We start from the raw sequence: 13045 nt of genomic DNA on the forward strand, positions 1-13045 counted from the left end.
GGTATAGGCTATGTCCACTCTTTTAAAAAATCAGCATTTTCCTTAAATGTATGAAAAATAGATCAGGTACGGCGTTCGACTCATACCGATTGGCAATCAGAAGAATATGATTAACGTGAGTTCACTATTGGATAGGAGGTGTGTGTAATGAGCTCTGAAAAAGCACAGTTAAAAAAGGATTTGATTAAAACCCTTTTAAGTCCTTTATTCCCAACTGCAACAGAAGGAGGAGATAACGTGGAGAATCATCTTAAAGACTTGCTTGAAGCTGCGATCGATCAAAAAGTAGATGAAAGTGAAATGATTACAGCTGAATCTACTTCCCTTCCGGCAAGATGGATTTTTGCCAGAGTTACGCCAGGCACGACAATCAGCATTGTGACTGATTCTGGTGATATGATCGGGCCGGTTGTGTTCGTTGCTTTCGATCAAGTTCATGGTATCGTATTTGTAACACAGGAAAGTTCCGTCACTCCGGCAGGTCAAGCTACAACATTAATTGATGTAGACAAAGTAGAAAGCGTTACGTTCTTTTCATAACATCTGATGAAAGTCTTGTATATCCAGTCGGGATACGGAGGAATTTACAGTTATTTTGATCGCTGGGTTGAAGAATGTTTTCGGATCACTCATACAGAGTATATGTCTGCAGATATACCGGAAGCAGAATCTCTGGTGAAGATCGAAGCGTTTCAGCCGGCCTTCGCACTTATGATGGTTGGAGATGCCGTTCCTCACGACTGGCTGACCTGGTTAAAGGGTAAGGGTATACCCGTGTATGTTTGGCTGACCGAAGACCCATTTTATATTGATATCAGTCTTCAGGTGATTAAGCACGCTGACGCCATATTAACGATTGAACAAAATGCCGTTCTCTATTATCAGGAGCTTGGCTTCCAGCACGTCTATTATGTTCCGATTCCAGTTAATCATCGGCTGTTTAAAAAAATGGACACCGAACATTCCTTTCATTCAAATCTGCTTATCATCGGCTATCCTTACCCTAATCGGGTTCAGCTTATGAAAGAAGCGGTACATCTGCCTTTCACGGTTCGAGTAATCGGAAAGGAATGGAGAAAATATCTGCCTAAAAAAGTGCTCAAACAGCCGCATATCGATGTCGTCAGCACATGGATTCCACCCGAACAGGCCGTTCATTATTATAACGGGGCAGACATTGTGATCAATGCGCATCGGCCTTATCATTTTGCTTTCAACAAAAATCATATCCGCATCAAAAATGCCAGTTTTAATAACCGAACGTTTGATATCGCTGCATGCGAAGCATTTCAATTAACAGATTTACCCGCAGCCCATCCTTTTTCATCCTTTATTTCTTATTACAGCATCAACGACTTTAAGGAAAAAGCCGCTTATTATATCAACCATCCTGAGGAACGGCATAAAGCTGCAGCATCCAATTACAAAGAGACCATACCCGCAAATACGTATGATGAGCTTCCTGAAAAACTAAAGGCGATTTACCTGGCGCTTTCTTAAAAGATCGTTCATTGATATGAACGATTTTTTCATTCACAGAAAAAAGCAGCTGAGCAAGCTGCTTTTTTTCTAGCCGTCAGAACGGTCCTTCAGCTTCCGCGGATTCACCTGTTTATGAAGATCAGGCTTTCCGCCAAGATGCTGTGCAATCTGTTCCCATGACACAATTTTGAAGTTTTGATTGACGGCTTGTCCATTGTCGATATTTTCGCCGTCCTGCGCCACAAAAATCCCGTACGGATATTTTGGGCCAAGTCCGAAACCGAGAACATCAATACCGTCTGTGTCACTAGTACCGTCTATCTTCTCGCCATCTGTGATGTCAAAGTTGGCTACATAGCGATTGCTTCCCTGCCGTTCATACATTGCATAGCTGTTATTTCCCTGACTTGAGGCCATGAGATAACCTTTGCCGTCTGGCGCATAGTAGATCGTCAGTCCTTCAATATCAGCTGTCACATGTTCTCCTGTCGCACGGTCGACAACCTGCCCCTTTGATCCTCCGTCTGGCTCAGCATGAAATTTCCAGATGGCCTCATCTTCCTCTGCTATATACAGGTGCCCGTACTCATCATCCGCAACAAGGCCTTCAGTTTGAGAATTCAATTTAAATTCACGCACTTTTTTCCCTGTTACATAACCCTTTCCATTATCAACAATGTCATACTGCTCAAATTCGCCTTGCTTGCCTGTCACTAGTGCGTAAAATGCTCCTGTTTTCTGGCTGTGATACAGGCTGAATCCGTAAACTTCAGAAATATCAGTGGAAATAGGATGTTTCGGGTCTGTAATGCTTTTCAATTTCCCTTTATCCCCGTCAATTGCATATACTTCGATTGTATTCTTTCCTTCAGACCGATTGGAGGCGGCAGCAATATCAATTTTTTCGCCGTTAAATGGAAAATCATAACGCAGATCGACATTATTGAGCTTGCCAAACTCGTAAGAATGAAGCTGTTTGCCGTCTAAATCATACACGACGAGCCCTGACTTCTTATTTGTCGTGATCAGTTTGCTTTTTTCCGGATGCTTTTCATGAACCCAAATGGCCGGGTCATCTGCTGCGTCATCGCTAGAAGCGACAGGATCTGTCTCCATTTGCGCTGTCACTTTAAAATGATGTTCCGCATTCACATGATGAGCCGACACCGAGTTTGCTGTCAGGCTAAGCAATAAACCCGCGGCAGTGCTTAGCAGTATTGTTTTTGAAACCTTCATTTGGTACCCTCCTCTTTATTACTATCACTTCTATTGTAAAATATATACAGGTATTTAACTGTGAGGAAAATGAACCTTTTTTGATAGTGTTTCTGACTCATAAACCACTTGTGCCTACGAGGTACGTGAAATGGCTCTGTAAGATTTGCTTTTGCGGCGCGAAATAAAATTATAATGAATATTTAGTACATTGTTTATTTAGTTATTCTATTCCCCGGCTGCGTCTATTTTTCCATTTTCTATTAAAATAGAACACTTTGTGACATGATCATTCCCCTAAATTTTGTTTTATTGGTTGCTTTCATTAACTCGATTAAAAAGTTGAACATATGATGCATGGTAGAGAAACGAGAGTTGGAGGATAAGCCATGCCTAAACAGCAAACAGCAGAACTAAAACCATTTTTCCATAACAAAACAGTTTTAGTCACTGGCGGAACGGGTTCAATCGGGAGTCAAATTGTCAAACGCCTTTTGCTGCTTACTCCGAAACAGGTGATTGTATTCAGCAAAGACGACAGTAAACAGTATGTCATGAGCCAAAAGTATGCGGAGGATAAGCGGCTTTTATTTGTACTCGGAGATGTGCGCGATTACAGAAGGGTGAATCAGGTGATGAAAGGCGTCGATATCGTCTTTCACGCTGCTGCGCTGAAACAGGTTCCGACCTGTGAAGAACATCCATTTGAAGCGATCCAGACCAATCTCATCGGCGGACAGAATGTGGTGGAAGCTGCCCTTTCACACCGAGTGCAGCATGTCATCAATATCAGTACAGATAAAGCTGTATCTCCTGTGAACACAATGGGTGCCACCAAGCTGTTATCTGAAAAGCTGTTTCATCAAGCAAACCGCCACGTTCAAAACAGAGGAACCGTGTTTTGTTCGGTCCGCTTCGGAAATGTTCTCGGCTCAAGGGGTTCGGTCATCCCTATTTTATTTGAACAAATGATGGAGGGTGAACCGCTGACCATCACAGACAAGAACATGACCAGATTTTTCATGTCAATAGACGATGCGGCTACACTGACACTGCAATCAGCTGCTATTACAAAAGGCGGAGAAACCTTTATTTTTAAAATGGAATCACTGAAACTTGAAGAACTGATTCACGGGTTTGAAGAATATGCATCGCAGCACGGGCTCCCGCGGCCGGCTGCAGTAGAAGTCGGCAAACGTCCAGGTGAAAAGCTTCACGAAGAATTAACATCCCCTCATGAAATTGAATCACTGTATGAATGGGGCAATCTTTATGCGATCCTTCCAGAGCCGGAAAAACATCCTGATTTTCGCAAAGTCAATCTGCCCGGGTATCAATCAGATCAAGCCCCTCTCATTACAAAAGACAGAATTGCCCAGATTATCGAAGAATTGCATCAAGAAAAAAAGGCATAAAAACAAGCCTGTCTATCCATTAGGCAGGCTTGTTTTTTGTGTTTTATTTATGAAAGAGATGCAGATAGCTTTCGTATCCTTCTTCTTTCAGCTTATCTTTCGGCACAAACCGCAGCGCCGCTGAATTTATGCAGTAACGAAGCCCGCTTGGCCCCGGTCCATCATTAAATACATGGCCAAGGTGAGAATCCGCAGTACGGCTTCTCACTTCTGTGCGAATCATGCCGTGGCTCGTGTCTAGTTTTTCTTCCACCTCTTCTTCTTCAATCGGCTTTGTAAAGCTTGGCCAGCCGCAGTGGGAATCAAATTTATCCTTGGATGTAAACAACGGCTTGCCTGACACAATGTCTACATACAGCCCTTCTTCCTTATGATTCCAATATTCATTTTGAAACGGCGGCTCCGTGCCATTATTTTGCGTCACCTCATATTGTATGCGGTTTAGTGACTGAATTTTTTCTTCTTTATTGTTCGCCATTTATTTCGCCCCCCAATGCTCGCTGATAAATCCGGCACGTCCAGAACCTGTCCGGTAGCGCTGATAATGTCCTGGATTCTTTTTATAAAAATGCTGATGATAGCCTTCCGCTTCATAGAAAGGTTCAGCTTTTAAAATATCCGTTACAATCGGATCTTTAAATATTCCGCTTTTCGCCAGGCGTTGCTTGGAAGCCTCCGCAAGCTCCTTTTGTTTATCGTTATGATAAAAAATGGCTGCACGGTAGGAACTGCCGCGATCGGCAAACTGGCCGCCGGCATCTGTCGGGTCAATTTGCTGCCAAAATAATTCAAGCAGTTTTTCATAAGGGAACACATCAGGATTAAACGTGATTTGAACGGCTTCACGATGTCCTGTCGTTTCACTGCACACCTCTTCATACGTAGGGTTTTCAGTATGGCCGCCTGTATACCCGGACACCACTTTTTCAATTCCCGGCTGTTCGTCAAAGGGTTTAACCATACACCAAAAACAGCCTCCAGCAAATGTGGCGATTTCTTTTTTTTCAGACATACTGGTGCCTCCTTTGTTAATACGTGGTATTATTATATTATAGCATGTAAAAATAGAATGAAAATGATTCTGCTTTTCAATAAAATCTATAGGTTTTAAGCAATATGCTTATGTAATGGAGGTTCACAAATTTGAAAGTAAGAACACAGATGATGTACGATATGGAAACTTTACTCCGTAAAGTCTTTAAACAAATACGCAATGAAATCAATGAGATTCTAGATAAAGAGCTGTCACGGAATGAATTCACCATTCTGCGAATCCTCAGTGAACAAGGGCCTAAAAAAGTCACCGAATTTGCGCCTATTTTAGAGGTATCGGCAAGCCACATTACGGCTGTGACTGATGCGCTGGTAGAAAAGGAATGGATTACGAGAATCAGATCGAAGGAAGACAGACGCATCATCCGCATTCATATCACTGAAGCGGGCGAAAAAGTCCTTCAGCATTTCAACGAGAAAAAAACGGAATATTTCTTTAAACGTTTTGACTGCTACAGTGACGCCGAACTTGCCTCATTAATCGAGCTCTTCAGCAAACTAGATAAAAAACGGTGAAAAAAAGCACATACCGCTATATATGGGTATGTGCTTTTCTCAGCGCCTCACTTATTTTTCAGTGAACAGTTTCATTGTTTTCCAGCGGCCGTATCTGTAATACAAAAACGCCGCACAGCTGCTTAATAAAAAACTCATTCCGATTCCGAGCCCGATCCCTTTCTGTCCAAGCCAAGCTGAAAATAGAGCTGTGAAAGGATATCTCAAAACCCAAAACGAAATCAAATTTAAAACCAGAACCTGCAGCATCGCTCCCGCAGCTCTGACGATTCCGTTCAGTACGAAATTAATCCCGATAAAAGGGTAGAAAAACGCGATCCATCGCAAATATTGTTCACCAAACGCAACCGCATCTGGCTCACTGATAAATAACCTCATGAGGTATTTACCAAATACCCAAATCATAACTGCAATCACCAGCATGCAAGAAATAACAGCCATTACACCTAGCCTTGCAATCGTTCCCACTCTTTTATAGTTTCCGATTCCGATATTTTGCCCTGCCATACTGTTGACCGCCGTACCGGCAGCCATTGCTGGAAGCGTGATGATGCTGTCGAGCCGCTGTACCGCGCCGAAGCCTGATACCACGTGCTCCCCGTATGAGTTGACAACACTCATAATCGCCATCATTCCGCCTGTGATCACCATCATCTGCAGACCGGCTGGAATCCCGAGTTTCATAATCAGCGCGGACTCTTCCCACTTGGGCACTCGCGGAATTGAGAACGGCACAAGCTTGTGTTTGATGACATAGAACAATCCATACAGAAACGCAATGCCCTGTGACAAAATCGTCGAATAAGCAGCTCCCGCTATTCCCATGCGGAACACAGAAATAAAGAGCGGTGCCAACACTGTATTCAGCACAACGGCAAACGCAATAAACCGGAGAGGTGTCTTGCTGTCGCCGAGCGCCCGAAGCACAGTACTGATAAAGTTATAACCAAACAAAAATAAAATGCCGATAAATTGAATCTGTAAATAGGTTTCAGCAAGCGGTATCATTGACTCCGGCGTTTTTAGAAGACGAAGCAAGTGCTCTGACAGAAAAAAACCGGCCGCGCCGAATCCGATGCTTAGGCCTGTTAATAAAACGACAAAAGCGTTAATATACGACGCCATTCCTTTTTCATCATCTTTTCCCTTTTGCTGTGACAAAATGGTTAACGTCGCATTGTTAAGGCCCAAAATAAAAGAAAGCACGGTTAAAACAATCGTGCTTGATACTGCTGCTGCCCCTAGAGCCTTTGCCCCCAGTAAATTGCCGATCCACAAACTGTCTATAAATTGAAAGGAAACCTGCAATGCGTTTCCAAGCATAATAGGCGTTGAAAACAGCACAAGCTGTTTCAGCACGTTCCCCTGTGTAAAATCATATGCTTTCATTTTTTCTCCTTGTGTTCTCAAATTTTCGTCAGACCGCACGAAAAAAGAGACGTTGTTTCATGTCTCTTTTTTTCATGATTCATCGGTTTTTTTCCGGTCTCTCATACCGAATGTAAACACCATCACACTTAGGAACAAGGCACAATAGGAAATGTTCAAGTACATTTGGTCCATATCTTCAGCAGCTAGATGATGATAAGCAAGCCAGCCGAAATACAGGGAAAATGTAAAGGATAATAAACTGAAATACTGGTAAATCCGTTTCATTTTCAGTCACCTCTATTGTTTAGGATGGTAATAGGAAAACTCAATTTCATCTTTTTCTAAATTTATTTTATCCGCTTTGACATACATTCCATTCGTTAAAGGCATTTCTGACAGGCGCACTTCAATGCTTTTATCGCCGGGATGAACGTGGACAAATGACGGCAATTCGTAAAAGCTGTCCATATAATTTAACACAAAGCTAATCGGTATACTCAATTTCCCTAACGAAAATTTCGTAACATTCAACTCCACATCGCCATTTTTTTTCACGGTCGGTTCAAAAGCGACAAACGCATCAATGGACGTGGAAAAAGCCTTGATTTTCCCTGCGACATGAACATCATCATCTATCTCTACTTTATAATCAAGCTTGTTTGATGCTTTATCGTTTAAATATGAGTTGACAAACGCAGCTAATGATTCTTTTGTGCTTGTCACTTGAAATCCATACTCGCTCTCAGATGAATCCTTCACCTGGGCTTGTTCTCCCGGCAGCATAACAAGTGCCATAAAACCAACAGCAAGGATAATATTGATTGCAAGCAATATAAAAAACAGTCGTTTCCACTTATTCATGATGTCACCCTACTCTTTCGGTAATCCTTCTTTTTTAATGGCTTGATAGACGCGCTTCGCGATAAGGGAATAACCCGTACCATTAGGATGAAAATCATCTTCCTCAGAAATTCGGCTGCTGTCACTTTTTTCATTAAACAAGTCGTCGATATGAATGATTTTTGCATGTTTATCTTTTTTCAGCTCTTTTTCAGCAATATGGTTCCAATCAGTGACAACTCCGTTTATTTCATTTAATTCAGATAACGTAAACGTAAACGGATTATACATGCTGACATAAATCAGCTCAGCGTGATCATTCAGCTCTCGAATTTCAGAAATAATTTTTTCAAAACGCTTTTCAAACGGCTTTTCCGCTTCCTCAAACGGTTCAACGGTTAATTGAAGAAAGTTTTGGCGAAGGACTTTCATCAAATCATTACCGCCAATGGTAAAAAAGACATAATCTGCGTCCTTTATGCCTTTTTGAACCTTTTTATCTTTTAGTTTCTCTAATAAATCATCCGAACGGTTCCCTTTCACGGCATAATTTTTTACGTCTACCGTTTTTACTTGCTTATCTGAACGGATGGAATCCGCCACCTTGCCGACATATCCTTTTCCGTCGGGATCTCCGACTCCTTCTGTCAGCGAATCTCCGACAGCAGCAATGACAATGTCCTCTTTCGTTTTCGGTTCATGAGCTTTTTGCTTTCCCTCAGATGCTGTACGTATACTCGTACAAGCAGTAAGAAGCAAAATCAAACTGGCCATGAGTGAAAAAATGCGCAGCTTCAATCTTGTTGCTCCTTCCCATTCTACTAGTGGAAAGTGTATCATGTTTTAGAAGATTTGCAAATGCCTAGTCTTCTAGCTTACTTGAGTGTACTGGCTGACTTCACATCGGCGATAATATCATCGTACGGTGTATTTTCCACTCCATTGTAATCTTTCAGCACCTTGCCGTTTGGACCTACCAAATAAAAAGAAGATTGATGAATAACTTGGTCCTCTCCCTCCGGTTTCTTCACAATCGCTTTAAAGCTCTTAAGCGCGAACGCCTCAATATCACTCTGGCTGTATCCCGTGAGGAAATCCCAATTATCAAAAGTTAATGGATAATTTGCGGCGAATTTCTTCAGCTGTTTCGGCTTATCGTTTTCTGGATCAACACTAAACGATACGATGCGGACATCTATCTTCTCGGCTTTCAGTTTTTTTTGCAGATCGGTCATATGAGCGGTCATCGGCGGACATACAGTTTCACAATTGGTGAAAATAAAATCCGCCAGCCATACTTCTCCTTTTAAACTCTCTAAAGAAACGTTCTTGCCGTCTTGGTTTTGAAATGTAAAAGGCTCCACTTCGTAATTGAGCGGATCTTTAATCTGTTGTCCCCCGCAGGCACACAAAAGCAGAAAAAACAGCCCTGCCGTTAAACCCTTGATAACCTTCATGACATTCACCCTTTCCAGCCAGCATAAAAGCGCTTTCTAAAATCGTTCTTACCTGCTGCGTCCCATGTTTGTATTCGATACTGGGCAAAAAAATCCTGCATGCCTCCCAATCACTGATTACAGAGGGAGACATACAGGTATAAACGTCATATTACGCGTTGTGCTTTAACACCTCTTGATGAAAAACAGCCTGATAATCTGCCCATTTCATCCGGCGCTTCATATAATGTCGGAAAGAATACACTTTTGCCCTGCTGTTTGATGAAAACACTTCTTTTAAGTAGAATTGCAAATGGTGATGTAACATAAAGAAATAGTGCTCATCTTCCTTTAATACAGGTATTTCTGTCACTTTCACCTGAATCCCGTCACTGCGTTTGAACTCTAGGCTTTTGAGTAACAAGCTATCAATCCTCTTTTTTTGTTTTTCTTCTATTATATACAATGCCAGCCGGGCTGTCTGTCATTTTGCGCGGTTGTGTAAAAAAATTAGATCAGCAAATGGAACAAGTCCTCATCCTTATTCACCTCTACATAATGAAACGGTTTTCTGTTCATCCGTTCAATCAGCGGCCCATAGTCGGCCTTGTTCTGCAGCTCGATGCCGACAAGAGCAGGTCCGTTACTTTTATTATTTTTCTTCGTATATTCAAATCTTGTAATGTCATCATTAGGCCCGAGAACTTCGTCAAGAAATTCGCGGAGCGCCCCCGCTCTTTGCGGAAAATTGACGATAAAATAATGCTGAAGTCCTTCAAAAATCAAGGACCGCTCCTTCATTTCCTGCATTCTTCCGATATCGTTATTGCCCCCGCTGACCACACATACCACATTTTTGCCTTTAATTTCATTCTTGTACAAATCAAGCGCTGCGACAGAAAGAGCTCCAGCCGGTTCAGCAACAATCGCACATTCGTTATATAATTCAAGAATGGATGTACATACTTTTCCTTCAGGCACAAGGAGAATGTCATCAACGACAGATTCCAGCGTTTGGAACGTTTCCTCCCCAATTTTTTTAACAGCTGCTCCATCTACAAACTTATCAATTTTATCAAGTGTGACGACATGTCCAGCTTTGTTTGATTCAAAATAGGATGCCGCTCCCGCCGGCTCAACAGCAATTACCTTTGTATCAGGAGACACATTTTTTAAATATGTACCTACTCCTGAGAGAAGGCCGCCTCCTCCGACACTTGCAAAAAGAAAATGCGGTTCTGTATCAATGTCGTTTAAAATCTCGACTGCCAACGTTCCCTGTCCGGCCATCACATCCGGATCATCGAACGGGTGGATAAACGTCCGGGATTCCGCCTCACAGCATTCAACAGCGCTTTTATACGCATCGTCAAACGTATCACCTGTCAAAATAATATCGATAAACCCTTTACCGAATAGTTCAACTTGAGATACTTTTTGTCTCGGTGTTGTAGACGGCATAAAAATTTTCCCGTGAATGCCAAGATGTTTACACGAGAACGCCACACCTTGAGCATGGTTTCCGGCACTCGCACATACAACTCCGTTCTCAGTCTGCTCGCTGGAAAGCTGTTTCATTTTATGATAAGCCCCTCTGAGCTTAAAAGATCTGACAACTTGCAAGTCTTCACGTTTCAAATAGATATTGCATTCATATCTCTCAGAAAGTCTGTCATTCCTTTGCAAAGGTGTGTGAATGACAATGTCCTTCACGTTTTGATGAGCCTTCAAAATGTCTTTCACTTGGATGAGAGAGTTTTCTTTAAGCAACGGTTTCATGTACAGATTCCTTTCTTGTTTTAAATCCCTATTTAATATGCCATTATAACACGAATATTCAAAAAATAAGACAATTATTTTTATTTAATAATTAAAAAAATACTGACTATGTTTATCACATCTTGTGTAAAACTTGCTTCACCAATATCCTGGGAGTCCTAAGAAAAAAGATGATCGTAAATAAAACGTGTTTTCAGCCAACAGGCATGATATAATAAAACCAATTAGAACCAAAAGGAGCCAATTGATGAATACCGCAACAATACCTAGCACATTTCAACATCTCATCGGAGAACATCAAACATTCCTGGAAGCGAAGCGAATCGCCAAGCAGTTCTCACTATCAGAGCTTCCTGTCCTGATAACAGGAAAAATCGGAACAGGAAAAGATCATTTCGCACAAGCAATACACCAGGGATCTTCGAGATACAGCGAACCCTTTATTAGCGTCAATTGCAGCACCCATTCGGAAGAAAGCCTTATGCGTGAGCTTTTTGGCCCTAACGGAAACTCAGGTGTGTTTCAAAAAACGGCTCGAGGAACCCTTTTTCTTGATGAAGTATGGCGCATGCCTGCCTCTGTACAAGCTCATCTGCTAAAAGTGCTAGATTCAGACACGGAGAAACCGCGAATCATCTGTGCTTCCGCAGATGGATGCGCGGAACATACATTCAGGCAAGACTTATTTTACAGACTGAATATTTTAACGCTCACACTGCCCGAATTGTCTGAACGCAAAAGCGATATACCGCTTTTGACACAATATTTTCTCTCACATTCCGGTCAGCAATTGTTAATTGATCCCTCAGTCTTTTCGATGCTTGAGCAACACACATTTGAAGGCAATGTCAGGGAGTTAAAAAACGCCGCAGATTATATGGCGGCAGTCGCAAACGGGGGAACGATTCATCCATATGACCTGCCTCCATATATTAGGGGCACAATAGACGAAAAAGCGTCGAAGAAAAAAGCGAAGCTGTTGACTTTAATGGAAAAAGCCGAGTTTTTGTTTATTTTGGAAACAATAAAAGCGTTAAACGAAAAAGGAGAACCAGCCAGCAGACGGATCATCTCGGAACACAGCAAAAACACCCAAACCTCGTTATCCCCGCAGCAGGTCAGAAGCCGTCTCGATTATTTGGAGAAAAAAGATTATGTCACAAAAAGCCGCGGACGCGCCGGCACTAAAATTACGTTAGAGGGTTTGAACTTTTTAGAAACACTGAAAAATCAAATGATCTAGCGATCGAAAGGAGAATGCACTTGTTTACAATCAAAGAAGAGATTGCCAATGCGATAACACACGGCATCGGTGTGCTCTTATCCATACCAGCATTAGTGTTTTTGATCATATTTTCGGCTCATTACGGGTCTGCATGGGACATTGTCAGCTTTACAATATTCGGCGTCTCTATGCTGCTGTTATATTTGAGCTCCACACTGCTTCACAGTATCACACATAAAAAGACGAAGGATATTTTGGAGATTATTGACCATAGCGCCATTTACGTACTCATCGCCGGAACCTATACGCCTTTTTTGCTGGGGCCGCTGAAAGGCACACTCGGCTACACCCTTTTGATTATCGTTTGGTCTCTTGCCCTAGGCGGAATCGTTTTTAAAATTTTCTTCGTGAAACGCTTTATCCTATTGTCGACCTTAGTGTATTTGATTATGGGATGGCTGATGATTATCGCGGTTAAACCTTTATACGCTTCGCTGAGCGGAGCGGGATTCAGCCTTCTTTTTCTCGGCGGCATTTTATACTCTGTCGGAACCATCTTTTATATTTGGAAAAAGATCCCCTTCCATCACGCCATTTGGCACAGCTTTGTATTAGGCGGAAGCGCTGCGATGTTTTTCTGTGTGCTGTTTTATTGTGTGAAGGTGCCGTTTATTTCGTAACAGAAAAGCGCAGTCTTAAAGACTGCGCTTTTT

The 13045-nt window shown here is 42.1% G+C and carries 16 protein-coding genes; 6 read left to right on the forward strand and 10 right to left on the reverse strand.

Translation table 11 applies throughout. From position 1 onward, the window contains the following. Positions 1 to 147 precede the first annotated feature (147 nt). Together cgeA and cgeB are read left to right on the forward strand one after the other, a co-directional pair. Positions 148 to 540: a spore crust protein CgeA gene (gene cgeA, locus GYO_RS32960; protein ID WP_014114126.1), complete on the forward strand. Its 393-nt coding sequence runs from the start codon at positions 148 to 150 to the stop codon at positions 538 to 540. A gap of 6 nt (positions 541 to 546) precedes the next feature. Then, entirely contained in the window at positions 547 to 1500 is a 954-nt protein-coding gene (gene cgeB / locus GYO_RS32965) for a spore maturation protein CgeB (protein WP_014114127.1), read from the forward strand. Between the two features lie 69 nt (positions 1501 to 1569). On the opposite strand, the gene GYO_RS32970 is transcribed toward cgeB, so the two are convergent. Further along, the gene (locus GYO_RS32970; protein ID WP_014114128.1) at positions 1570 to 2718 is read right to left on the reverse strand and encodes a phytase; all 1149 of its coding nucleotides are present in this window, start codon (positions 2716 to 2718) and stop codon (positions 1570 to 1572) included. Positions 2719 to 3086: 368 nt separating this feature from the next. Between GYO_RS32970 and GYO_RS32975 the strand changes: the two genes are divergently transcribed. Then, the gene (locus GYO_RS32975; protein ID WP_014114129.1) at positions 3087 to 4112 is read left to right on the forward strand and encodes an SDR family NAD(P)-dependent oxidoreductase; all 1026 of its coding nucleotides are present in this window, start codon (positions 3087 to 3089) and stop codon (positions 4110 to 4112) included. A 43-nt stretch (positions 4113 to 4155) separates the two neighbouring features. Here the strand turns inward: GYO_RS32975 and msrB are convergent, their stop codons facing one another. Beyond that, complete coding sequence (msrB, locus tag GYO_RS32980; protein ID WP_014114130.1) at positions 4156 to 4590, reverse strand: peptide-methionine (R)-S-oxide reductase MsrB; 435 nt, start codon at positions 4588 to 4590, stop codon at positions 4156 to 4158. Then, positions 4591 to 5124, reverse strand: a complete 534-nt coding sequence (gene msrA, locus GYO_RS32985) for a peptide-methionine (S)-S-oxide reductase MsrA (RefSeq protein WP_014114131.1) — start codon at positions 5122 to 5124, stop codon at positions 4591 to 4593. A gap of 131 nt (positions 5125 to 5255) precedes the next feature. On the opposite strand from msrA, the gene GYO_RS32990 reads away from it, so the two are divergent. Continuing rightward, positions 5256 to 5681, forward strand: coding sequence for a MarR family transcriptional regulator (locus GYO_RS32990; RefSeq protein WP_003241533.1), 426 nt, complete (start codon positions 5256 to 5258; stop codon positions 5679 to 5681). A gap of 51 nt (positions 5682 to 5732) precedes the next feature. Here GYO_RS32990 and GYO_RS32995 read toward each other — a convergent pair whose 3' ends face one another. The 7 genes from GYO_RS32995 to ilvA all read right to left on the reverse strand — a co-directional run bounded on the left by GYO_RS32995 (position 5733) and on the right by ilvA (position 11107). Continuing rightward, positions 5733 to 7070 (reverse strand): MATE family efflux transporter, encoded by a 1338-nt coding sequence (locus tag GYO_RS32995; protein WP_014114132.1) that lies wholly within the window; start codon positions 7068 to 7070, stop codon positions 5733 to 5735. A gap of 72 nt (positions 7071 to 7142) precedes the next feature. Beyond that, positions 7143 to 7337, reverse strand: coding sequence for a protein YpmT (ypmT, locus tag GYO_RS33000; protein WP_014114133.1), 195 nt, complete (start codon positions 7335 to 7337; stop codon positions 7143 to 7145). A 12-nt stretch (positions 7338 to 7349) separates the two neighbouring features. Continuing rightward, entirely contained in the window at positions 7350 to 7913 is a 564-nt protein-coding gene (locus GYO_RS33005) for a YpmS family protein (RefSeq protein ID WP_014114134.1), read from the reverse strand. A 9-nt stretch (positions 7914 to 7922) separates the two neighbouring features. Then, positions 7923 to 8690: an SGNH/GDSL hydrolase family protein gene (locus GYO_RS33010; RefSeq protein ID WP_014114135.1), complete on the reverse strand. Its 768-nt coding sequence runs from the start codon at positions 8688 to 8690 to the stop codon at positions 7923 to 7925. Positions 8691 to 8767: 77 nt separating this feature from the next. Beyond that, a complete protein-coding gene (gene scuA, locus GYO_RS33015; protein ID WP_014114136.1) occupies positions 8768 to 9349 on the reverse strand; it encodes a cytochrome c oxidase assembly accessory protein ScuA in 582 nt (193 codons plus the stop codon). A gap of 151 nt (positions 9350 to 9500) precedes the next feature. After that, entirely contained in the window at positions 9501 to 9752 is a 252-nt protein-coding gene (locus GYO_RS33025; RefSeq protein WP_003218212.1) for a YpmP family protein, read from the reverse strand. Between the two features lie 86 nt (positions 9753 to 9838). Then, positions 9839 to 11107 (reverse strand): threonine ammonia-lyase IlvA, encoded by a 1269-nt coding sequence (gene ilvA / locus GYO_RS33030; protein WP_014114137.1) that lies wholly within the window; start codon positions 11105 to 11107, stop codon positions 9839 to 9841. Between the two features lie 247 nt (positions 11108 to 11354). Between ilvA and GYO_RS33035 the strand changes: the two genes are divergently transcribed. Both GYO_RS33035 and trhA read left to right on the forward strand, forming a co-directional pair. Next, positions 11355 to 12350, forward strand: a complete 996-nt coding sequence (locus GYO_RS33035) for a sigma 54-interacting transcriptional regulator (protein ID WP_041520983.1) — start codon at positions 11355 to 11357, stop codon at positions 12348 to 12350. A 20-nt stretch (positions 12351 to 12370) separates the two neighbouring features. Further along, positions 12371 to 13012 (forward strand): PAQR family membrane homeostasis protein TrhA, encoded by a 642-nt coding sequence (gene trhA, locus GYO_RS33040; protein ID WP_014114139.1) that lies wholly within the window; start codon positions 12371 to 12373, stop codon positions 13010 to 13012. Positions 13013 to 13045: the final 33 nt, after the last annotated feature.

Origin of the sequence: Bacillus spizizenii TU-B-10, assembly GCF_000227465.1 — a bacterium.
Classification (GTDB): domain Bacteria; phylum Bacillota; class Bacilli; order Bacillales; family Bacillaceae; genus Bacillus; species Bacillus spizizenii.